The 20923-nt window shown below is 72.3% G+C and carries 17 protein-coding genes; 13 read left to right on the top strand and 4 right to left on the bottom strand.

Features of this window, described 5'->3' with window-relative positions; genetic code table 11:
• The first annotated feature begins 61 nt into the window (after positions 1 to 61).
• The 5 genes from ACFPZJ_RS16540 (at position 62) to ACFPZJ_RS16520 (ending at position 5431) form a co-directional block, all read left to right on the top strand.
• Positions 62 to 1366, top strand: coding sequence for an amidase (locus tag ACFPZJ_RS16540; RefSeq protein WP_381021846.1), 1305 nt, complete (start codon positions 62 to 64; stop codon positions 1364 to 1366).
• A gap of 58 nt (positions 1367 to 1424) precedes the next feature.
• Positions 1425 to 2468, top strand: a complete 1044-nt coding sequence (locus ACFPZJ_RS16535; protein ID WP_381021844.1) for a 3-oxoacyl-[acyl-carrier-protein] synthase III C-terminal domain-containing protein — start codon at positions 1425 to 1427, stop codon at positions 2466 to 2468.
• A 65-nt stretch (positions 2469 to 2533) separates the two neighbouring features.
• The gene (locus ACFPZJ_RS16530; protein WP_381021842.1) at positions 2534 to 2836 is read left to right on the top strand and encodes an acyl carrier protein; all 303 of its coding nucleotides are present in this window, start codon (positions 2534 to 2536) and stop codon (positions 2834 to 2836) included.
• Positions 2833 to 4338: an AMP-binding protein gene (locus ACFPZJ_RS16525; protein WP_381021840.1), complete on the top strand. Its 1506-nt coding sequence runs from the start codon at positions 2833 to 2835 to the stop codon at positions 4336 to 4338. The genes ACFPZJ_RS16530 and ACFPZJ_RS16525 overlap by 4 nt, the downstream gene beginning before the upstream one ends.
• A gap of 166 nt (positions 4339 to 4504) precedes the next feature.
• Complete coding sequence (locus ACFPZJ_RS16520) at positions 4505 to 5431, top strand: S1 family peptidase (RefSeq protein WP_381021839.1); 927 nt, start codon at positions 4505 to 4507, stop codon at positions 5429 to 5431.
• Positions 5432 to 5458: 27 nt separating this feature from the next.
• Here the strand turns inward: ACFPZJ_RS16520 and ACFPZJ_RS16515 are convergent, their stop codons facing one another.
• Positions 5459 to 7078 (bottom strand): N-acyl-D-amino-acid deacylase family protein, encoded by a 1620-nt coding sequence (locus ACFPZJ_RS16515; protein ID WP_381021838.1) that lies wholly within the window; start codon positions 7076 to 7078, stop codon positions 5459 to 5461.
• An 11-nt stretch (positions 7079 to 7089) separates the two neighbouring features.
• Entirely contained in the window at positions 7090 to 8367 is a 1278-nt protein-coding gene (locus ACFPZJ_RS16510) for an amino acid deaminase (protein WP_381021836.1), read from the bottom strand.
• 151 nt (positions 8368 to 8518) lie between these two features.
• Between ACFPZJ_RS16510 and ACFPZJ_RS16505 the strand changes: the two genes are divergently transcribed.
• The 5 genes from ACFPZJ_RS16505 to ACFPZJ_RS16485 all read left to right on the top strand — a co-directional run bounded on the left by ACFPZJ_RS16505 (position 8519) and on the right by ACFPZJ_RS16485 (position 13348).
• A complete protein-coding gene (locus ACFPZJ_RS16505; RefSeq protein WP_381021835.1) occupies positions 8519 to 9985 on the top strand; it encodes a sugar kinase in 1467 nt (488 codons plus the stop codon).
• Entirely contained in the window at positions 9982 to 10743 is a 762-nt protein-coding gene (locus ACFPZJ_RS16500) for an IclR family transcriptional regulator (RefSeq protein ID WP_381021834.1), read from the top strand. The genes ACFPZJ_RS16505 and ACFPZJ_RS16500 overlap by 4 nt, the downstream gene beginning before the upstream one ends.
• Entirely contained in the window at positions 10740 to 11159 is a 420-nt protein-coding gene (locus ACFPZJ_RS16495) for a RidA family protein (protein ID WP_381021833.1), read from the top strand. The genes ACFPZJ_RS16500 and ACFPZJ_RS16495 overlap by 4 nt, the downstream gene beginning before the upstream one ends.
• Before the next feature lie 113 nt (positions 11160 to 11272).
• Positions 11273 to 12760 carry a GntP family permease gene (locus tag ACFPZJ_RS16490; protein ID WP_381021831.1) on the top strand — a complete coding sequence of 496 codons (1488 nt, stop codon included), beginning with the start codon at positions 11273 to 11275 and terminating at the stop codon, positions 12758 to 12760.
• A 54-nt stretch (positions 12761 to 12814) separates the two neighbouring features.
• Positions 12815 to 13348 carry a hypothetical protein gene (locus tag ACFPZJ_RS16485; RefSeq protein WP_381021830.1) on the top strand — a complete coding sequence of 178 codons (534 nt, stop codon included), beginning with the start codon at positions 12815 to 12817 and terminating at the stop codon, positions 13346 to 13348.
• On the opposite strand, the gene ACFPZJ_RS16480 is transcribed toward ACFPZJ_RS16485, so the two are convergent.
• Positions 13349 to 14734: a M14 family metallopeptidase gene (locus tag ACFPZJ_RS16480; RefSeq protein WP_381021829.1), complete on the bottom strand. Its 1386-nt coding sequence runs from the start codon at positions 14732 to 14734 to the stop codon at positions 13349 to 13351. It abuts the gene before it with no gap.
• 437 nt (positions 14735 to 15171) lie between these two features.
• Between ACFPZJ_RS16480 and ACFPZJ_RS16475 the strand changes: the two genes are divergently transcribed.
• Together ACFPZJ_RS16475 and ACFPZJ_RS16470 are read left to right on the top strand one after the other, a co-directional pair.
• The gene (locus ACFPZJ_RS16475; protein ID WP_381021828.1) at positions 15172 to 16083 is read left to right on the top strand and encodes an anti-sigma factor RsbA family regulatory protein; all 912 of its coding nucleotides are present in this window, start codon (positions 15172 to 15174) and stop codon (positions 16081 to 16083) included.
• 425 nt (positions 16084 to 16508) lie between these two features.
• Positions 16509 to 17825, top strand: a complete 1317-nt coding sequence (locus ACFPZJ_RS16470; RefSeq protein WP_381021827.1) for an Nramp family divalent metal transporter — start codon at positions 16509 to 16511, stop codon at positions 17823 to 17825.
• A 57-nt stretch (positions 17826 to 17882) separates the two neighbouring features.
• Here the strand turns inward: ACFPZJ_RS16470 and ACFPZJ_RS16465 are convergent, their stop codons facing one another.
• Complete coding sequence (locus ACFPZJ_RS16465) at positions 17883 to 19574, bottom strand: chitinase (RefSeq protein ID WP_381021826.1); 1692 nt, start codon at positions 19572 to 19574, stop codon at positions 17883 to 17885.
• A gap of 436 nt (positions 19575 to 20010) precedes the next feature.
• On the opposite strand from ACFPZJ_RS16465, the gene ACFPZJ_RS16460 reads away from it, so the two are divergent.
• Complete coding sequence (locus ACFPZJ_RS16460) at positions 20011 to 20868, top strand: hypothetical protein (RefSeq protein ID WP_381021824.1); 858 nt, start codon at positions 20011 to 20013, stop codon at positions 20866 to 20868.
• Positions 20869 to 20923: the final 55 nt, after the last annotated feature.

Genomic DNA, 20923 nt, shown 5'->3' with positions numbered 1-20923 from the left:
CGTGGCGCGCCGCGCCACCGCGTGACACGGTCCGCCGGCCGGGCGGGACACGAAGGAAGCCATGGGAGATCTTGTTCAGTCCACGTCTCTGACGCACACGGCCGAACGACTGCGCGCCGGGGCGAGCGGGGTACGGGAGAACGTGACGCGGACCCTGGAGCGCATCGCCCAGGTGGACCGCGTCGTCCAGGCGTTCGTGGCGGAGCCCGGCCGGACGGACCGTCTGGTCACGGCGGCCCGGGACCTCGCGCGGCGCGACCCCGGGCCGGACGGACACCCCCCGCTGTACGGGGTGCCCGTGGGCGTGAAGGACATCGTCCACGTCGACGGGCTGCCCACCAGGGCCGGTTCGACGCTGCCCGCCGAGGTCCTGGCAGGCGGGCAGGCCACGGTCGTGGACCGGCTGCTGCGGGCCGGCGCGCTGATCGCGGGCAAGACGGTGACGGCCGAGTTCGCCGTCGCCGCCCCCGGACCGACCCGCAACCCGCACCAGCCGGACCACACCCCCGGCGGATCCAGCAGCGGCTCGGCGGCGGCCGTGGCGGCCGGCCTGGTCCCGCTGGCCATCGGCACCCAGACCATCGGCTCGCTCATCCGGCCCGCAGCGTACTGCGGCGTCGTCGGCTTCAAACCGAGCCACGGGCGCATCCCGACCGACGGCGTGCTCCCCGTCTCCCCGACGTACGACACCCTCGGCACCTTCACGGCCACCGCCGCCGACGCCGCCCTGGCCGCCTCCGTCCTCTGCGACGACTGGCGGCCCGAGCGGGCCACGCCCGGCCGTCCGGTGCTGGGCATCCCCGACGGCCCCTACCTCGGCTGCGCCGAACCGGAGGCCCTGGCCGCCTTCGACCGGCAGGTCACCGCCCTGCGCGAGGCCGGCTACGAGGTGGAGAAGGTGCCCCTGTTCGAAACCTTCGAGCAGGACGCCTTCGCCCTGTTCGTCGTCAACCTCTACGAACTGGCCCGCGCCCACGCCGACTGGTTCGCCCGCTACGAGGACCGCTACGACCCCCGTACCGCCGACGCGATCCGGCAGGGCCACGGCGCCCGTGAGTCCGACTACGCCGACGCGCTGCGCGAACGGGAGGTGTTCCGCGACCGCCTGGCGCGGGCCACGGCCGGGTACGGCATCGACCTGTGGATCGCGCCCGCGGCCACCGGGCCGGCCCCGCACGGCCTCGACAGCGCGGGCGACTCGGTGATGTCCCTGCCGTGGAGCGGCGCGGGCCTGCCGTGCCTGACCCTGCCCGCGGGCCGCTCGGCGGCCGGGCTGCCGCTGGGCCTGCAGTGCGCGGGCCGCCCGGGCGAGGACGAGCGCCTGCTGCGCTGGGCGCGGGACCTGGAGAGCGCGCTGCCGGCGTAGCGGCACGGCGCCACGCGCCGCACCCGGTAGCGGCCCGGGACTCGTGGAGGGGGGAGAGGTGGAAGGACGACGGGAGGAACCCGCAGTGGAGATGGGCATCGTCGCCGTGGGCATGGCCTTCGGCGAGCAGGTCGCGGTGGCGGAGACCGCCGGCGAGTACGGGGTCGACCCCGCGGTCGCCCTGAGCATGGGCTACGAGTCGTACCACCGGCTGCGCGACGGCGAGACGGCGACCGATCTCGCGGCGCGCGCGGCCCGCGAGGCCCTGGAGAACGCCGACCTCTCCGTCGCCGACGTGGACCTCGTCCTGGTCGGCCACTCCGACGTCCAGGAGTACCTGGGCTGGGACACCTCGGCCGCCGTGGCCCGGGCGCTCGGTGCCCGCTCCACCCCCACCGTGCTGTTCACACAGTCGTGCGCCGCCTGGTCGCCGGCCCTGGACCACGCCGCCGGCGCGATGGCCCTCTCCCCCGAGACGGACACCGTGCTGCTGGTCCTGGTCAACGCCGTCAGCGAGGCGCACGCCAACCGCATGGACTTCAACGCCACCATCGCCAGCGACGGCGCGGTCGCGGCCGTGCTGCGCCGCGGGCATCCACGGCTGCGCCGGCTGGCCTCGGCGCACGTCACCAACCCCGAGTACGCCGACCTGTTCCGCATCGAGTACGGCGGCTCGGCCGCGCCCGTCGCGCCCGAGGGCCGCGGCAACCTGGACATCGACCCGAAGATCGCGGTCTACCAGTACTTCGGCCGGGACCCGTGGCGTTTCGAGGCGTTCGAGCAGGAGATCCGCGACCGGCTGTCGGACGTGGTCGACACGGCGCTGGCCCGCGCCGGCCGCAAGCGCGGCGAACTGGCCCGGCTCATCTTCATCAACGACAACCAGAAGGCGATCCACGAGGCCGCGACCGCCGTGGGGCTGCCCGTCGAGCGCAGCAACGCCGCGCTCGCCCGGGAACTGGGCCACATGGGCGCGGCCGACCAACTGGTGTGCCTGTGGCGGCACATCGAGTCCGGGGAGCTCGCGCTGGGCGATCTGGTGGCCCTGGCGGGCGTGGCGGCACCGGGCATGCACTGGCTCTGCACGCTCATCGAGGTGTGAGGCCGCAGCGGACCGGACTGCCCCGGCCCGCCGTCAGGCGTCAGGGATCTGTGAGAGGAAACATCATGACCACCCAGCCCCGAACGGCATCAGCGGCGGGCGTCTCCCTCAGTGAGCGGGACATCGCCGGTTTCGTCGTCGAGCGGTTCCTGCCCGGGGTGGCTGCGGGCGAACTCGACCCCGAGTACGACCTGCTGGCCACCGCCGTCATCGACAGCCTCGCCGTGCTGCACGTGGCCGCCTGGCTGGAACAGCGGTACGGCATCGAGCTGGCGGACGCGGAGCTGACGGGCCGCAACTTCCGTACCGTGCGCGCCATCCGCCTCACCGCCGAGCGGGCCGCGGCGACCGGGGGCGGGCAGGCATGAGTCCGTCACTGGTTCAGTCCTTCGCGGCCCGCGCGGCCGACCGGCCCTCGGTCCCGGCGCTGATCTGGGAGGACCGGCCGGTCGGCTACGGCGAGTTGTACGCCATGTCCGCCCGGGCCCGCGACCGGATCGAGGCGCTGGTGCCCGACACCTCGCGGCCGGTGGGCCTGCTGGTGCGCAAGTCGCCGGAGGCGGTCGCCCTGGTGCTCGGCTGCCTCATGGCCGGGCGCGGTTTCCTGCTGCCCTCGCACGAGCTGCCCGAGGCCCCGCTGCGCACCCTGTACGGGCAGGCGGGCTGCTCGGCGGTCCTGGGAACGGCCGACGGCCCGCTGGTCGACCACGTGGTGGACGTGGCCCAGGGCCCGGCGGAGGAGAAGGGGCCCGTCCGGCCGCCGGCCGCCGTGCCCGACGACGCGACCGGCTTCATGCTGACGACCTCCGGCTCGACCGGCCTGCCCAAGATCGTGCCGCTGCCGTCGGGAGGCGTCGCCCGGTTCGCGGCGTGGGCCGCCAGGACCTTCGGCATCTCCACGGGCACCCGGGTGCTCAACTACGCGCCGCTCAACTTCGACCTGTGCATGCTGGACGTGTGGACGACGCTCGCGTACGGCGGCACGGTGGTACTCAGCGATCCCGAGCGGGGCGCCGCGCCGGCGTACCTGCGCGACCTGGTCGCGCGGCACCGGGTCACCGTGGTCCAGGGCGTGCCGCTGCTCTTCCAGATGCTCATCGAGGGGACGGCCGGCACCGGCCCCCTGACCACCGTGGAGCACGTCGTCTTCGCGGGGGAGAGCACCCCGGGCCGCATCCTGGACGGCCTCGCCCCGGTCTTCCCGAAGGCGCGCTGGTACAACAACTACGGCTGCACGGAGACCAACAACAGCTTCCTGCACGAGGTGGACCGCGACCGGCCGGTGCGTGCCCCGCTGCCGATCGGGCGTCCGCTGCCGGGGGTGTCCTGGCTGGTCGTCGGCGCGGACGGGCGCGCGGTGACCGGTTCCGGCCAGGGTGAGCTGCTGGTCAACACGCCCTTCCAGACGGCCGGTTACCTCAACGTGCCCGACGAGCGGAAGTTCGGGCCGCATCCGGACGGCGTGCCCGGCCTGGTCTACTACCGCAGCGGCGACGTCGTGACCCGCCACGACGACGGCACCCTGAGCGTGCTCGGCCGTACCGACTTCATGGTGAAGGTGCGCGGCTTCCAGATCAGCACCCAGAGCGTGGAGCAGATCCTCCTGGACCATCCCGCCGTCACCGAGGCCGCGGTGATCGCCCTGCCGGACCCCGTGGCGGGCAACCGCCTGCACGCCTGTCTGCGGCTGACGGCACCGGACGCGGTCAACAGCCTCGCGCTGCGCGCCCATTGCGCCCGGCACACGGTACGCGCTGCCGTCCCCACCTCGTTCGACCTCGGGACCGATCCGCTGCCCAAGACGTCCACGGGCAAGGTCGACCGCAACCGGGTCAGGGAGTCCGTGACGGCCGCCGTGGGCGCTGTCTGACGGACCGTGAGGCGGCGGGGGCCGCGCGTGTTCCCCGGCAGGGAAAGCCCTATGATCCGGAACCGGATCTTGTATCCCCCTTGCTGCGTGTGCTCACAATGCACATGACAAATGTGTGGGCGGTCGGCTTCTCCGGCCGCCCCCGTCGCAAGAGGGGACCCCCCACATGAGAAAACCTCTCGCCGCCGCACTCCTGGCCCTGGCGATGTCCGGGGTGGGTGCGGCTCCCGCGCTCGCGGCCGAGCCCGTCGCCGGCGGCTCGGAACCGATCGCGGACCCGGACACGGTCACGTCGGTGGTCCACGACGTGGTCACGTCCACCACGGAGAACCTCGCCCGGAGCGCGTCGCCGTCGGCCCAGGCGGTGAACTTCGCCGGCACCGTCTCCCTCAGCAACTGCTCCGGTTCCGTCGTGCGCATGTCCAACTCCCAGGACGACGACCCGGCGCTCGTGCTCACCAACGGCCACTGCCTGGAGAGCGGCTTCCCCAGGCCCGGCCAGGTCATCGTCGACCAGGCCTCCAGCCGCTCCTTCGGCCTGCTCAACTCCGCCGGCACACGCGTCGCGACCCTGCGCGCCAGCAAGATCGCGTACGCCACGATGACCGACACCGACGCGGCCGTCTACCAGCTCACCCGCACCTACGGGCAGATCAAGAGCGCGTACGGCATCGACGCGCTGACCCTCCAGGGCACCCGTCCGGCCGCCGGCACCGCCATCAGCGTCGTCTCCGGCTACTGGAAGCGGATCTACAACTGCTCCATAGACGGGTTCGTGTACCGCCTGAAGGAGGGCGACTGGACCTGGAAGGACTCGGTCCGTTACACCTCCGCCTGCAACACCATCGGCGGCACCTCCGGCTCGCCCGTCGTCGACACCGCCACCGGCAAGGTCGTCGCCGTCAACAACACCGGCAACGAGGACGGCGAGCGCTGCACGGTGAACAACCCGTGCGAGGTCGACGAGAACGGCACCGTCACGGTCCGCAAGGGCATCAACTACGCCCAGCAGACCTACCCGTTCGCGGCCTGCTTCGGGGTCGACAACAAGCTCGACCTGAGCGCGAGCGGGTGCACCCTGCCCAAGCCGTAGGGCAGGGCAGGGCGCGTCGGCGGGCGGTCAGCCGGGTCGTACGGGAGTGCGCCGGACCGCCCGCCCCGCCAGGACGCCGGTACGCCGCCCGTCCTCGATGACGAACCGCCCGTCGACCAGCACGTAGGGGAGTCCCGTCGGGAGGGTGCGCGGTTCCTCGAAGGTGGCGCCCGCGGCCACCGTCCCCGGGTCGAAGAGCACCAGGTCGGCCCGGTACCCCTCGCGGACCAGCCCGCGGTCCGGCAGTCGCAGCCGGGCCGCCGGGCGCGAGGTCAGGTGCGCGACGCACTCCTCCAGCGACAGCACGCCCAACTCCCTCACGTACCCGCCGAGATAGTGCGGGAAGGTGCCGTAGGCGCGCGGATGCGGCTTGCTGCCCTGAAGGATGCCGTCCGAGCCGCCGGTGTGGACGCGGTGGCGCATGATCGCCCGTACGTTCTCCTCGTGGCCGACGTGCTGGAGGATGGACGGGGCCAGGCGGTCCCGGATCAGCAGCCGGCGGGCGACGGCCCAGCAGGTCTCGCCGCGCAGGTCCGCCGACTCCCGCACCGTACGGCCCACATAGGGCGCGAGCGCGGGGTCGCCCACGCCGGAGATCTCGATCGTGTCCCACTCGATGGGCACCCCGTGACAGCCGTCGGATCCGACGACCTCCAGGTGGTGGCGGATCCGTTCGGCGGTCTCGTCGTCGGCCAGCCTCCTGAGGACCGCCTCCGGGCCGCCCTCGCTCGCCCAGCTCGGCAGCATCGCCACGAGCGTGGTGCAGCCGGGCGTGTAGGGGTAGGTGTCCAGGCTGATGTCGGCACCGGCGGCCAGCGCCTCGTCCAGCAGCGCCAGCAGGTCGGGCGCCCGGCCCTTGTTCACCCCGAAGTTCATCGTCGCGTGCGCGAGATGGAGCGCGCAGCCCGCCTCCCGGGCCAGCCGGACCATCTCCTCGTACGCCTCCAGCGCCCCCGCCCCGTACGAGCGGTGGTGGGGGCAGTAGTAGCCGCCGTACCGGGCCACCACCCGGCACAGCTCGGTCAGTTCGGCGTCCTTGGCGTACATGCCCGGCGTGTACGTCAGACCGGACGACATGCCGACGGCGCCCTGCTCCAGGCCTTCCGCGACCAAGCGGCGCATCCGGTCGAGCTCCTCGGGGGTCGCCTCCCGGTCCTCCCAGCCGACGGCGAGCGCGCGCACCGTGCCCTGCGGGACGAGGTAGGCCGCGTTCACGGCGATGCCCCGGTCGAGCCGGTCCAGGTACTCGCCCACCGACCGCCAGTCGAAGTCGATGTCGTCGCCGTACCCGTTCCAGCCGGCGATCGCCCGGCGCACCTCGCCGAGCGTGCGGTCGTCGACGGGCGCGTACGACAGCCCGTCCTGGCCGATGACCTCCAGGGTGACGCCCTGCGCGGCCTTGGCACTGTGGTCGGGGTCGCGCAGCAGCGCCAGGTCGCTGTGGGCGTGCATGTCGATGAAGCCGGGGGACAGCACGAGTCCCTCCGCGTCCAGCTGCCGCCGGGCCCGGGGGCGTTGGCAGCCCGCCGCGGCCGCCTCCTTGACGATCGAGACGATCCGGCCGCCGTCGACCACGACGTCGGCGCGGTAGGACTCCGCGCCGCTGCCGTCCACCACGTCCGCGTCACGGATGACGAGCTCTTCCACGCCGGCCCTCCCTAGAAGAACGTGCGGATGTAGTCGACCACCGTGCCGTCCGCCTGCGCGAGCGGGATCAGCGGCCACTTGTCGAACGACGTGCACGGGTGGGACAGGCCCATGCCGACCCAGTCACCCACCTCAAGGTCCGCCTCCGGCGCCGTCCGCAGCCAGGCGTGCTGGTCGGACAGCGCGGTGACGTCGATGCCGGCCGCCGGGCGCTCGACGCCGTCCCGGCGCACGACCTGTGCGACCGGCAGGTCCAGGTCGTGCGCCGCGTCCCGCTTGCCGGCGTTGACGAAGGCCTGCTCGGCCGAGGGCCGGGAGACGACCTGCGCCCACAGCCGGAACGCGGGCTCCAGCGCGCCCTCCTCCGGAACGCGGTTGAAGGGGGTCAGCCGGCGGTAGTGGCCGTCGTCGTGCGAGACGTACGCGCCGGAGCGCAGCAGCCGCAGGACCGGACGGGAGAGTTCGGGGATCTGGGCGAAGACGTCGGCGACCGCGTCGAACCAGGCGCTGCCGCCCGCGCTGACGACGATCTCCTCCGTCGCCGAGAAGCGCCCCGCCTTGTCGAACTCCACGGCCAGGGCCACCAGCTGCCGCAGCCACGCGTGCACCTTCGCCGAGTCGGCCTGCGGGACCTCGCCCTCGTAACCCGCGACCCCGACCAGCCGCAGGGTCGCCACGCCCGCCACCGCGTCCGCGACCGCCGCGCACTCCGCCTCCGTCCGCACGCCCGTGCGGGCACCCTCACCGGCGCTGAGCTCGACGACGACGTCGAGGGGGCGGGAGGCGGTCCGCAGCGCCGCGTCCATCAGCTGCACCCCGCGCACGGAGTCGACGTAGCAGACGAGACGGAAGTCCGGGTCGGCGTCGAGCTGCGCGGCGATCCAGCGCAGCGCCGCCGGATCGACGACCTCGTTCGCGAGGAAGACGCGCCGGACGCCGAACGCCCGCGCCACCCGCACCTGGTGCGGCACCGCCAGCGTGATGCCCCACGCGCCGCGCTCGATCTGGCGGTGGAAGAGCTGCGGGGCCATCGAGGTCTTGCCGTGCGGGGCGAAGGCGAGGCCGTGGCGGGCCGCGTACGTCTCCATCAGCTCCAGGTTGTGCTCCAGACGCTCCGCGGACAGGGCGAGCACGGGGGTGGCGAACCCGCCGGTGAACAGGTTGCGGCGCTGCGCGGCCAGCTCGCCGACGGTCAGCCCGTCGGCGTCGGGCGGGAGGCCCTTGAAGCGGTGGTCGACGCGTTCCGCGGCGAGGCGGGTGAGGGCGTCGGTGCCGGGCTCTGCAGCCATGAGGCCTCCCTGATCAGGTTAGTTGCATGCTGTGCAACATCCATTGCGTGTCTTGCTCACCGCTGTCTAACATCTCGGCCACGCGGGGTCAACGGAACCGCGTCCCGCACATCCGGCCATCCCGCACCGCCGACGAGGAGCGACGAGCATCGTGACCACCACCGGACCCCGCGACGTCCCCGGCGTCCCCGACGTCCCCGGTGTCGTGGACGTCGTCGCGCTCGGCGAGTCCATGGTGACCTTCCTGCCCGGCCGGCCGGGCAGGCTGGCCGACGTGCCGTCCTTCGAGCGGGGCATCGGGGGCGCCGAGTCGAACGTGGCCTGCGTGCTGGCCGCCGCCGGGCACACCACACGGTGGGTGAGCCGGGTCGGCGCCGACGGGTTCGGCGACCACCTGGTGGAGGCGATCGGGGCATACGGAGTCGACGTGTCGTACGTACGGCGGGACCCGGCCCGCCCCACCGGCATCTACTTCCGCACGGCCGGGGACCGGGCCACCGACGCCCACGAGGTGGCCTACTACCGGACGGGGTCGGCCGCGTCGGCGATGGCGGTGGAGAACACGGATCTGACGGCGGTGCGCGCTGGACGCGTCCTGCACCTGTCCGGGATCACGGCTGCCCTGTCCGACGACTGCTTCGGCCTGCTGTGGGAGCTGACGGCCCCCGGACCGCAGCGGCCTCTCGTGTCGTTCGACGTCAACTTCCGTCCGGGCCTGTGGCGCGACGCCGACGGCCCCCGGGTGCTGCTCGACCTCGCCCGCCGCGCCGACCTCGTCTTCGTCGGGGCCGACGAGGCACGGGCCGCCTGGGGGCTGCACGACGCACGCGCCGTCCGCGACGCCCTGCCGGAGCCGGAGCTCGTCGTGGTCAAGCAGGGCAGCAGCGGGGCGACGGCCTTCGGCCGGGACACGGACGGCCGGCACGTGGGCGGCCGGTCCACGGACGGCCAGTGGACACACGTCCGGGACGCGGATGACCGGGGCCCGGGCCGCCACGGCGCGGGCGGCCGGGGTACGGGCGGTCGGGACCCGGTCCGCAGGGGAACGGGCGCCCAGGACGCGGATGGCGGGGGTGCGGGGGGCCACGGTCCGGATGGCCGGGGCTCGGGTGGTGGGGACTCGGTGGGCTACGGCACAGGTGGCCGGGGTGCGGGCGGCCACGGCCCGGGTGGCCGGGGCGCAGGCGGTCGGGAGGCGGGTGGCCGGGGCTCGGACGCCCAGGACGCGGGCGGTCACGGCGCGCGGGCCGAGAACGCGGACGGCCGGGGTGCGGGCCGCCACGGCCCGGGCGGCCGGGGCGAGGACGACACCGGTGCCGCCATCTTCGTGCCCGCCCTCCAGGTCGACGTCCTCGCCGCCGTCGGCGCGGGTGACGCCTTCGCCGCCGGCTTCCTCTCCGCCACCCTGCGCGGTCTGCCCCTGCGGGACCGGCTGCGGCACGGGCACCTCATGGCGGCGGCCGCCCTCACCGTCCCCGGCGACCTCGCCGCACCGCCCGCCCGCGGGCCCGCCGACCGCCTCGCCGCCCTCGACGACGCCGCGTGGGGGAGACTTCGACTCGGCCCCGGGTGGACCGACGCCGTGGACCGGGCCGAGGAGGAGGTACGTACGCCATGAGCCAGACCGTCGACCGCGCGCTGAGCATCCTGCCGCTGCTCGCCGAGGGCCCCGCCGACCTGGGGCAGGTCGCCGACCGCCTCGGCGTGCACAAGTCCACCGCCCTGCGGCTGCTGCGCACCCTGCACGAGCACGGCCTCGTCTACCGCCAGTCCGACCAGCGCTACCGCCTCGGTGCCCGCCTCTTCGCCCTCGCCCAGGAGGCGATGGAGAACCTCGACGTGCGCGAGATCGCCCATCCCCACCTGGTCCGCCTCAACGAACGGTGCGGCCACACCGTGCACCTGGCCGTGTACGAGGAGAACGAGGTCCTCTACATCGACAAGGTCGACAGCCGCTACCCGGTGCGCATGTACTCGCGGATCGGCAAGCCCGTCGCCATCACCGTCGCCGCCGTCGCGAAGCTGCTGCTCGCCGATCTGCCCGAGCACGAGCGGCGGGCGGTCGCGGAGAAGCTCGACTACCCGGCGTACACGCCCCGTTCGACACCCAACGCAGAGGCGTTCCTCAAGGAACTGGCCAAGGTGCGCGAACAGGGCTGGGCCACCGACCTCGGCGGCCACGAGGAGTCCATCAACTGTGTCGCCGCCCCGATCCGCGGCGCCGACGGCCGGGTCGTCGCCGCCATGTCGGTCTCCGCGCCGAACGTCGTCGTCACCGCCGACGAACTCCTCACCCTGCTCCCGCTGGTGCGCCGTACGGCGGACGCCATCAGCGGCGAGTACTCCGGCAGAACACCAGTGAAGGGCACCGCATGACAGAGAAGACAGAGAAGACCGCGCTCACCCCGGCGACGCACACCACCCCGCCGGCGAAGTTCTCGCACGGCGTGCGGAAGGGCAACATCCTCCAGGTCGCCGGCCAGGTCGGCTTCCTCCCCGCCGAACCGGGCAAGCCGCCGACACCCGTCGGCCCCACCCTGCGCGAACAGACCCTCCAGACCCTCGCCAACGTCAAGGCGGTCCTGGAGGAGGGCGGCGCCACCTGGGACGACGTGATGATGATCCGCGTCTACCTGACCGACGTGGCCCACTTCGCCGAGATGAACGAGATCTACAACGCCTACTTCGAGGCGCAGGGCCTCACCCAGCCGCCCGCCGCCCGCACCACCGTCTACGTCGGCCTTCCCGCCGGGCTCCTCATCGAGATCGACGCGCTCGCCGTCCTGGGCTGACGCCCCGCCACCCCCCCACCCGCACGCCGACACGGCACGGCCCCCGTCACGGGGCGCCGTGCCGCGATCCCCCCTGCCCGAAAGCTCTATGTGTTTACGCAGAGGACCCCCGTATGTCCCATCCGTCCCTCCCGCTCGCCGCGTCCGTCCCCGCTGAGACCCCACCCCACACCGGCGGCCTGCTCCTCCTGATCGACGGCACGGCGGGCCTGCTGACCGTCGCCGCCCTCGGGATCGTGCTGCTCCTCTTCCTGATCATCAAGGTGCGGCTCCAGCCGTTCGTCGCCCTGCTCGCCGTCTCCATAGCCGTCGGCCTGCTGGCGGGCCTGTCGGTCACCGAACTCTTCGGCACCGTCCAGCGGTCGGACGCCGTGTCCACCATCGAGTCCGGCATGGGCGGCATCCTCGGCCATGTCGCGATCATCATCGGCCTGGGCACCATGCTCGGCGCGATCCTGGAGGTCTCCGGCGGCGCGGAGGTCCTCGCCTCCCGGCTGCTGGGACTGTTCGGCGAGCGGCGCGCCCCGCTCGCGATGGGCCTCACCGGCCTGGTCTTCGGCGTCCCCGTCTTCTTCGACGTCGGCATCTTCGTCCTCGCGCCGATCGTGTACGCCGCCGCCAAACGCTCGGGCAAGTCGATCCTGCTGTACTGCCTGCCGCTGCTCGCCGGCCTGTCGGTGACCCACGCCTTCCTGCCGCCGCACCCCGGCCCGGTCGCCGCCGCCGGCCTTCTCCACGTCGACCTCGGCTGGGTCATCCTGATGGGCGTCGTGTGCGGTCTGCCGGCCGTGGTGGCCGCCTGGGTGTACGCGGCGTGGATCGGCAGGCGCATCTTCGTCGCCGTACCGCAGGACATGGTGGAGGCGGCCGAGGAGGCCAGGCAGGCGGTCGTCGAGGAGCAGCGCGCGGCCGGGGCCGAGCCGCGTGAACAGCCCGTGGCGCTGGGCACCGTCCTCGGCATCATCGGCACGCCGCTGATCCTCATCCTCGCCGCGACGTTCTCCTCGATCGCGCTCGACCCGTCCGTCCTCCGCTCGGTGATCGAGTTCTTCGGCAACCCGTTCGTGGCGCTGACCCTCGCCCTGTTCCTCGCGTACTACCTGCTGGGTGTCCGGCGCGGCTGGTCCCGCACGTCCCTGGAGACCGTGTCCACGGCGTCGCTCAAGCCGGTCGGCAACATCCTGCTGGTCGTCGGCGCCGGCGGTGTCTTCGGCGCGATCCTGAAGGCCAGCGGTGTCGCCCAGGCCCTGTCGGACACCTTCAACGACGTGGGCCTGCCGGTGATCGCGCTGTCCTACCTGATCTCCGTGGTCCTGCGCGTCGCCCAGGGCTCGGCGACGGTCGCGATCGTCACGACGGCGGGCATCGTGGCGCCCCTGCTCTCCGAGGGCGACCACTCCCAGGCCTTCGTGGCCCTGGTCATCATGGCCATCTCGGCGGGCTCCATCTTCGCCTCCCACGTCAACGACGGCGGCTTCTGGATGGTGGCCAAGTACTTCGGCATCAGTGAGCGGGACACGCTCAGGACGTGGACCGTGCTGGAGAGCGTGCTGTCGGTGGCGGGCTTCGCGGTGGCCGCCGTGTTGAGCATCTTCGTATAACGATGCAGGGGCCGGCTGTGTGCGGCACAGGATCGTGGACCATACTGCTCCGCTGTGGAGCAGCGCATAGGTTCGAGCAGCCAGCCCCTGGAGGGCGAGCCCCTGAAGGCCCTGAAGGGCGCCGGGTTCGACCCGGCCTTCGTCCCCGGGCTCACCGCACCGGTCTCCGAGGAGACGGAGGACGCCGAGGCGGCACCGGAGGAAGCCGAGGACTCCCAGGACGCCGAGGACGCCGAGGACTCCGTGGAGCCCGAGGCGACGGAGGAGAGCGCCGCCGAGGAGGCGTCCGAAGAGGCCCTGGACGGACCGGTCTTCGAGGCGTCCGACCGCCGCGCGAGAATCGTCGCCGACCACAGGGGCGTCCGACTGTCCCTGGACGACCAGGAGTGCGACTTCCGCTGGGACGAGATCGGCGCGGTCGAGACCGAGACCGCCCGCTTCGGCAAGCGGTACACGGTCACCGTGCACACTCCTGACCGGCGCTGGTACCCGATCGAGATCGAGGCACCGGCCAGGAGCCACTTCACGGAGTGGGACGCGCGGCTGGACGCGGTACTGGACGCCTACTTCGAGGAGGACGCCGAGTAACTAGCCGCAGTACTGGGCTTCCTTGCCGATCGACCGGTACATGCAGTCTGCGTTCTCCAGCAGTTGCAGCACCGCGTCCCGGTTACGGGAGGTCTCCCGCTCGATCACCTCGTCGGGCGGGTAGAACCCACCTCCGGAGCTGGACCGCGGATACATCTCGAAGGTGTACCCGAAGATCTTGTGCGTACCCCAGAGGTAGTCGTCGATCGACCCGTCCGTGATGTACAGGTCGCTGGACTGCTGCGCCGTGTACCCGTTGCTCGCGGCCATCTTCTGCCCGACCGCCTTGAACGCGGCGTGGTCGTCCGCCGTCATCCCGGTCGTCGTGTCGGAGTACGTGTACCCGAACGGCCACAGCACCAGCTCGCTGTAGGTGTGGAAGTCGACACCGGCCCGGATCTGCTGCTTGCCGCCGACCACCCGGCTGCGCACGAAGTCGGCGACCACCTTGACCTCGGGCGCGGACTCGGGCGCCGAACCCCGGTACGTTTCGGAGGACGTCGAGCCCGAGGAGCCGCCGCAGCAGCCCCAGCGGTAGTTCCAGTTGCGGTTGAGGTCCGTTCCGACGTACGAACTGCCGCTGTTGGGCTGCCGGTTCTTGCGCCACGAGCGGTAGGACCCGGACGCGATGTCGTACTCGCCGCCGTCCGGGTTGATGTCCGGCAGGATCCAGATCTCGCGGTTGTTCACCATGCTGGTGACACGTGAGTCGCTGCCGTATCCGGCGCCCAGCTCGCGGATCAGGTACAGCGCCATCTCCACGGTCAGGTGCTCACGGGCGTGCTGGTGGTGGGTGAACAGGACCTCGGGCTCGCTCTCGTCGGTCGCCACGTTGTCGCTGATCTTGATGGCGACGATGTCCCGGCCCTGGTAGGACTTGCCGATCACCCGTTTGCTCATGATGTTCGGGTACGACGCGAGCCGCCGGTCGATCTCCGCGTTCATCTCGGCGTAGTTGTGGTAGCGGGAGTCGGCCGAGGGGAAGTCGAAGAGCCGGACGTCGTCCGCGCTCGACGAGCGGTCGGGTGCCGTGCCCAACGCCGTGACGTGGTAGCCGAGTTGGCGCAGCTTGCGGATCTGGTCCGCGCGGCCGGAGATCACCACGGTCTCCTCGTCGGCCTCGTCGACGGTGACACCCGTCTGCTGGATGGCCGTACGGGTCACCGGAGTCGTGTGCTGATGGATCTCGTACTGCCGGACGTCGTCGGCCGACGGAGCCGCCTTGCGGGCACTGTCGGCGGTGGCGTCCGTCGCCGTCGCGGAGAGGGGAGCGGCGAGGGCGAGGGCGAGAAGGGCGGCCAGGGCGGCGGTACGTCTGCCGGAGCGGGCGCCTGAGCCGCCCGTCCCTGCGCCTCGTGTTGCCGAGCCTCGTATGCGGAGTCGCATGAAATCTCCTTGTGGGAGGTGGGGTTGTTTCTGCGACGTACGTGGTGCGGGTGTGGCGCTCATCGTTCAGCTCGTGGCATGAGCAGGTCAATAGACAGCCGGGAAGTGATGGCGTGAACCCTGCGGAAATCAGCCGCGCAGTGTACGCGGGCCCCGGAGGAGCGGTGCCGTCCCGGGGGAAGTCCACTCACGGGTGTGACTCGGACGTGCATATATGTAAGTCCCGGGCGACAGTGGGGGTTCGCGCAAGGGGGGCCGGAGCGTCCGGGTCGACCAGCGGATCGCCGACCGCCTGGTGATCGCCCGCGGCACCGCCGAGGGGCATGTGGATCGCATCCTCAGCGAGCTCGGCCTCGGCAACCGCCGTCGGATCGCCGCCCGGGTGTCGGCACAGCGCTGACGACCCGACCACCCCACGCCACCACCGAGGGGACCCCGTGACCACCCGACAAGCCTCCACGCACCGGCCGTTCGACCACCGCATGGCCGTTTTCGACACCGACGACGGTTTCCTCGCCGCCGCCCTGCCCTTCCTCTCCGAAGGGCTCGCAGCCGACGGCGAACCCCCACCCGTGGCCATCGCCGCCCCCGCCAACCTCGACCTCCTGCGCGACGCGCTCGGCAGCGAGGCCAGGAACATCACCTGCGTCCCGCACACCGACTGGTACACCGGCTCCGCCGCCAACGCGGTGGCCCAGGTTGCCGGTCACCTCGCCGGGCACGCCGGCCCCGGCGGCCGGGCCCACCTCCTCATGGAGCCCGTGTGGAGCGGCCGTGCCGGGCGATCGGCCCGCGAGACCACCGAGTGGATCCGCTACGAGGCCCTGGTCAACCTCCTCTTCGCACCGGCGGCCACGACCGCCCTGTGCGCCTACGACACCCGCACCGCCGGCCCCGCCGTCGTCGCCGCGGCCCGCCGTGCCCATCCGGACACCGACGTGTACGAGGACCCGGTGCGGCTCGTGGCCGAACTGGACGGCGTACCGCTGCCGCTGCCCCCGGTCGACGCCGATCCGCTGTTCGAGCCGCAGGCCGACGCCGTACAGGCCTGGGCCGTCGCCCGGGGCCTGCCCGTCGCGGACGCGGAGCTCTTCGCCACGGCCGTCACCGAGACCGCGGCGGCCCTCGCCCCGCTCACCGGCGCCGCCCTGCTGTGGGGCGAACCGCCCGGCTGTGTCTGCGAACTGCGCTCGACGCGCCGCTTCGACGACCCGCTCGCCGGTTTCGTCCCGCCGCCCACCACCGACCTGGAGCCCGGCCAGGGCCTGTGGTACGCGCGTCAGGTGTGCGCGTACGTCGACATCCGGGACGTCGGCGCGGAAGCGACGGTGCGTCTGCAGTACGCGTGACGGACGCGGGTGCACAAGCAGGTGTCCTCCCCTGCGAGCCCCCGCCCCGGCGCGCCTTCCTGGGCCCACGCCGCAACTCTCCGAGGGGGGCCATCGGGCCCCGGCGCCCGGTACTTCCCGTTTCCCCGGCCACTGCTGGGGTCCGGTCGCCTGAGCGCCGCGCACGATCCCTGCCCGACCGCGGGACGCGGACGGGCGCGCCCCGCGGGCGCTGGACGCGGGCACCGGACCGCCTGGGGTTCGAGCTCGGCGCCGGCGGGCCGGGCGGCTGCGGTCGGCGACAGCCGTGACGCTCCGCCGGGCGGGCCCCGGCGGTACACCAGAAGGCCGGGCCCCCGCCACCCCGCCCAGCCCGTAGGGGCATCGAGTGAAGATCCCCGCACGCCCTCTTGTCCGACCGGCGCCTTTGGGCTTTCTTGACCTGCATGGCGGACACCACAGGAAACACCCAAGGCACCGAGGCTCCCCACGACCCCCGGCCCCGCAAGGCGAGTTGGAAGTACATCGGCCCGGGCATCGTCGTCGCCGCGACCGGTGTCGGCGCGGGCGACCTGGTCGCCACGCTCATCGCGGGCAGCAACTTCGGCTACACGCTCCTGTGGGCCGCGGTCGTCGGCTGCCTGGTGAAGATCTCCCTCGCCGAGGCGGCGGGCCGCTGGCACCTGTCCACCGGACGCACCTTGTTCGACGGCTGGGCCAGCCTCGGCCGCTGGACGACGTACTTCTTCGCGGTCTACGTCGTCGTCTGGGGCTTCGTGTACGGCGCGGCGGCGATGTCGTCCAGCGCGCTGCCCCTGCAGGCCCTCTTCCCGGACGTGATGGACCTCAAGTGGTGGGCCATCGCCTCGGGCCTGGTGGGCCTGGTCTTCGTCTGGTTCAACAAGTACGCGGTCTTCGAGAAGGTCATGACGGTCCTGGTGGGCGTCATGTTCCTGGTCACGGTCTACCTGGCGATCCGCGTCACCCCCAACCTCCCCGACGTGTTCGCGGGCCTGCTGCCGGTCCTGCCCGACGAGAAGGACTCCGTCCTCAACACCCTGGGCCTGATCGGCGGCGTCGGCGGCACCATCACGCTGGCCGCGTACGGCTACTGGGTCAACGCCAAGGGGTGGACCGACACCGGCTGGATGAAGGTCATGCGCCTGGACAACCGCGTCGCCTACGCGACCACCGGCGTTTTCGTCGTGGCGATGCTCTTCGTCGGCGCGGAGCTGCTCCACTCGGCGAACATCGCGATCGCCAGCGGCGACAAGGGCCTGATCCAGCTGAGCGACATCCTGGAGCGCGAGTACGGCACCGCGACCGCGAAGTTCTTCCTGATCGGCTTCTTCGCCACGTCCTTCACCTCGCTGATCGGCGTCTGGCACGGCGTGAGCCTGATGTTCGCCGACTTCGTGGCGCGGCAGCGGAGCAAGGCGCAGGCCAGGGCCGAGGAGGTCGCCTCCGGAGAGCGCGAGCGCTCCTGGCCCTTCCGCGCCTACCTGCTGTGGCTGACCTTCCCCCCGATGATCCTGCTCTTCGAGGGCCAGCCGTTCCGACTGATCATTCTCTACGGCGTGCTGGGTGCCGCCTTCCTGCCCTTCCTCGCCGGCACCCTGATGTGGCTGCTGAACTCCTCCCGCACGCCGCGCGAGTGGCGCAACGGACCGGTGAGCAACGCGATGCTCGCCGCCGCGGGCCTGCTGTTCCTGGTCCTGTGCCTGAAGCAGATCTGGGACCAGCCGTGGTCGGAGTTCTTCTGACGGTCGCGGCAGGTCCCGCCGCCGCGGGCCTCGTCGGCGCGGTGGTCTCCCGGCCGCCTACGGCAGCGCGTGCACGTGCGGGCCCACCGCGTTCGACCACGCGTTGCCGGCGGTCGCGTCCCAGTTCGTCGACCAGGTCATCGCGCCCCGCAGGCCGGGATAGGTCCGCGACGGCTTGAAGGTGCCGCAGTTGGTGCCCTTGGTCAGGCAGTCCAGGGCGTTGTTCACCACGGACGGGGAGACGTAGCCGCTGCCCGCGGCGCGGGTCGAGGCAGGCAGGCCGAGGCCCACCTGCGACGGGGCGAGGCCGCCCTCCAGCTGGATGCAGGCGAGCGCGGTCAGGAAGTCCACCGAGCCCTGGCTGTACACCTTGCCGTCGCAGCCCAGCATGGAACCGCTGTTGTAGTACTGCATGTTGACGACCGTGAGGATGTCCTTGACGTTCAGCGCGGTCTGGAAGTAGGAGTTCGACGTCGACTGCATGTCGATGGTCTGCGGCGCCATCGTGAGGATCATCGACGGGCCCGCCTTGGCCGACAGCGCGCGCAGCGCCTGCGTCATGTACGTGGCGTTGAGACCGTTCTCCAGGTCGATGTCCACGCCGTCGAAGCCGTACGTCTGCATCAGGGAGTACACGCTGTCGGCGAAGTTCCTCGCGGACGCCGCGTCGTTCACCGCGACCGTGCCGCGCTCGCCGCCGACCGAGATGACGACCTTCTTGCCCGCCGCCTGCTTGGCTCTGACGTCGGCCTTGAACTGGTCGACGGTGTAGCCGCCGAGCCCGGCCGAGTCCAGGGTGAAGGTCACCGCGCCCGGCGTCGGGGTCGCGTCCGCGAAGGCCACCGCGATGATGTCGTACTGGGACGGCACGTCGGAGATCCGCTGTACCCTCGCCCCGTTGTCGAAGTTCTGCCAGTAGCCCGTCACGGCGTGCTTCGGCAGGCCACTGCCGCCTCCGGTGTCCGGCGCGGTCGTCCGCCCCGTCACCGTCGCCGACTTCGCCGACTCGCCCGCCGCGTTCGTCGCCGTGACCTGGAAGCCGTACGAGGTGGAGGCCGCCAGGCCCGTCACCGTCGCCGAGGTGCCCGACACCGCGGTGACCTTCGTGCCGTCCCGGTAGACGGTGTAACCCGTGGCGCCCGGCACGGGGTTCCACGCCAGCGACACCGACGAGGGCGTCGTACCCGAGACCCGCAGACCGTCCGGTGCGGCCGGGACCGCCGGGTCCGGGTCACCGCCGCCGCCCCCGTCGGGGCCGTACACCGACAGGTCGTCCGCGTAGTACGCCGCCTGGCCGTACCAGCCGTGCGTGTACACGGTCACCGAGGTCGTCGCCGACCCGGTCGTGAAGCTCGTCGTCAGCTGCTTCCAGGTCGACGAGTCCGGGGTCCAGGTCGACACGTCGGTGGTGCCGGTGCCGGTGACGCCCAGGTAGGCGTACCCGCCCCGCACCCACGCGCTCAGGCTGTACGTCGAGTCGGGCCGCACCGCGACCGTCTGGGTGCAGCGGGCGTTGTCCTGCCCGGACGGGGTGGCCTTCAGCGCGGCCGAGCCGCCGTGCACCGGCGAGGAGACCGTCGTCCCGCTGTTCGCCGAACACGTCCAGCCGTTCAGGCCGGCCTCGAAGCCGGCGTTCTTCGCGTTGTTGACGTCCGCCGCCGCTGCCTGGTGGGCGGTCGTGAGGGAGAGGGCGAGGGCAGCGGTGACGGTTCCCGCCCAGATCCGTATCCGTCTGCGTGCGCGGTCCACTGGGGCCTCCGGTGGGGGAGTGGGGATGGGGACGGTGGCCACCGCTGGACGTACAAGTTGGTCCAGACCAATTCAGTTGTCAATGGGTGCGGCCGAGACGGCCCGGACGCGCGGCCTGGACGCGCGGCCCGGGCGCGCGGTTCGGGCGCGCGGTTCGGGCGCACGGGTGGACCGTGCGGGTCTGGTGCGAGCCCCGGCGTCAAGCCGATGCACAGGACCTCCACCGGCCGGGGTCGGATCGAGACCGGCAAGATGCTCAACCTGCCCCGTTTTGACGCGGCTTGTGCAACGAGAGTTGCTGGCCGGCTGCCCAAACGCTGTTCTCCGGTCACAGCGCCGTGGATACAGTGCTGAGGTAGTCACGCAGTGAAGTCATCAGGGTGCGCCGGAGGAACGCCCGGTGGGCCGACGGGCATGGGGAAACGGGGAGCTGCGCGTGCCAACTGCCATTGCCGTGACCAGCGCCGACCTGGCGCTGCCGCCGCATGACGAACGAACGCTGCCCGCCGTCGTGCTGCAGGACATCGACCGGCGGCCGCTCGAGCGGGCCCTGGCCGACCTGCAGGCACTGGTCGAGCAGCACGGCCACGTCATCGTGGTGTGCTCACAGGCCGCGCCCGTCGCCGTCCGGCGGCGGCTGCACACCCTGCGCTCCCTCCTGGAAAGCGATCGGATCGCCCTGTTCTGCCCGGATCTGCCGCCGCTCGGACTGGCCGTGCTGGCCCGCCAGTTGCGGCAGCTGGCCTCCTGCGACCTCAGTCCCGGCGTGCTCGCCTCGGCCGGCCGGCTGCTCACCCACTACATCCACTCCGGCGCACTGCTCAACTCCGTCGCCCGGCTGGACCGCGTCCCCGTCGGCCTGACGTCGCACGCCAAGTCCTGGATGCCGGGCAGCCAGTTCGCCGTCCTCGCCCATCCGCAGCCGCAGCTCGTGAAGCTCGGCGGCCCCGAGGCGACGCTGAACGGCCCGGAGTTCGGCACCTGGATGCTGGTCGCCAAGGGCCAGCTCCCGTCCGACTGGGTCACCACCACCCTGGCCCCCGCCTGGAACGTGCTCGGGCTGCGCGAGACCCCGCTGCCCGCCGAGTCCCCCGACTGGTGGGGGACCGGCAAGCTGATCGAGTTCTGCTCCTACCTGCCCGACCTGTCGGTCCTCTACCAGCTGGTCACGTCGGTGCGGCGCGGCACCTGCCACTGGTGCGGCATCGACGTCATCGGCGACCGGTGCGTGTTCTGCTCGGCCCTGCCACCGGTCCAGGAGAGCCCTCGCGAGAACCGGACGCCCGTCGCATGAGTCACGACCCCCGGGACACGCGACGCGACCCGCCTTCCGCACCCGTCGTACCCAC

It is taken from the genome of Streptomyces bullii (genome assembly GCF_042657145.1).
In the GTDB taxonomy this organism is placed as follows: domain Bacteria; phylum Actinomycetota; class Actinomycetes; order Streptomycetales; family Streptomycetaceae; genus Streptomyces; species Streptomyces bullii.
This window is presented reverse-complemented; position numbering and strand designations above follow the sequence as displayed.

Excerpts from the sequence above, each read along its gene's own strand:
- ACFPZJ_RS16525 (WP_381021840.1), top strand. The coding sequence starts at position 2,833 with ATGAGTCCGTCACTGGTTCAGTCCTTCGCGGCCCGCGCGGCCGACCGG.
- ACFPZJ_RS16520 (WP_381021839.1), top strand. The coding sequence starts at position 4,505 with ATGAGAAAACCTCTCGCCGCCGCACTCCTGGCCCTGGCGATGTCCGGG.
- ACFPZJ_RS16510 (WP_381021836.1), bottom strand. The coding sequence starts at position 8,367 with ATGGCTGCAGAGCCCGGCACCGACGCCCTCACCCGCCTCGCCGCGGAA.
- ACFPZJ_RS16540 (WP_381021846.1), top strand. The coding sequence starts at position 62 with ATGGGAGATCTTGTTCAGTCCACGTCTCTGACGCACACGGCCGAACGA.
- ACFPZJ_RS16490 (WP_381021831.1), top strand. The coding sequence starts at position 11,273 with ATGTCCCATCCGTCCCTCCCGCTCGCCGCGTCCGTCCCCGCTGAGACC.
- ACFPZJ_RS16500 (WP_381021834.1), top strand. The coding sequence starts at position 9,982 with ATGAGCCAGACCGTCGACCGCGCGCTGAGCATCCTGCCGCTGCTCGCC.
- ACFPZJ_RS16470 (WP_381021827.1), top strand. The coding sequence starts at position 16,509 with ATGGCGGACACCACAGGAAACACCCAAGGCACCGAGGCTCCCCACGAC.
- ACFPZJ_RS16530 (WP_381021842.1), top strand. The coding sequence starts at position 2,534 with ATGACCACCCAGCCCCGAACGGCATCAGCGGCGGGCGTCTCCCTCAGT.
- ACFPZJ_RS16495 (WP_381021833.1), top strand. The coding sequence starts at position 10,740 with ATGACAGAGAAGACAGAGAAGACCGCGCTCACCCCGGCGACGCACACC.
- ACFPZJ_RS16480 (WP_381021829.1), bottom strand. The coding sequence starts at position 14,734 with ATGCGACTCCGCATACGAGGCTCGGCAACACGAGGCGCAGGGACGGGC.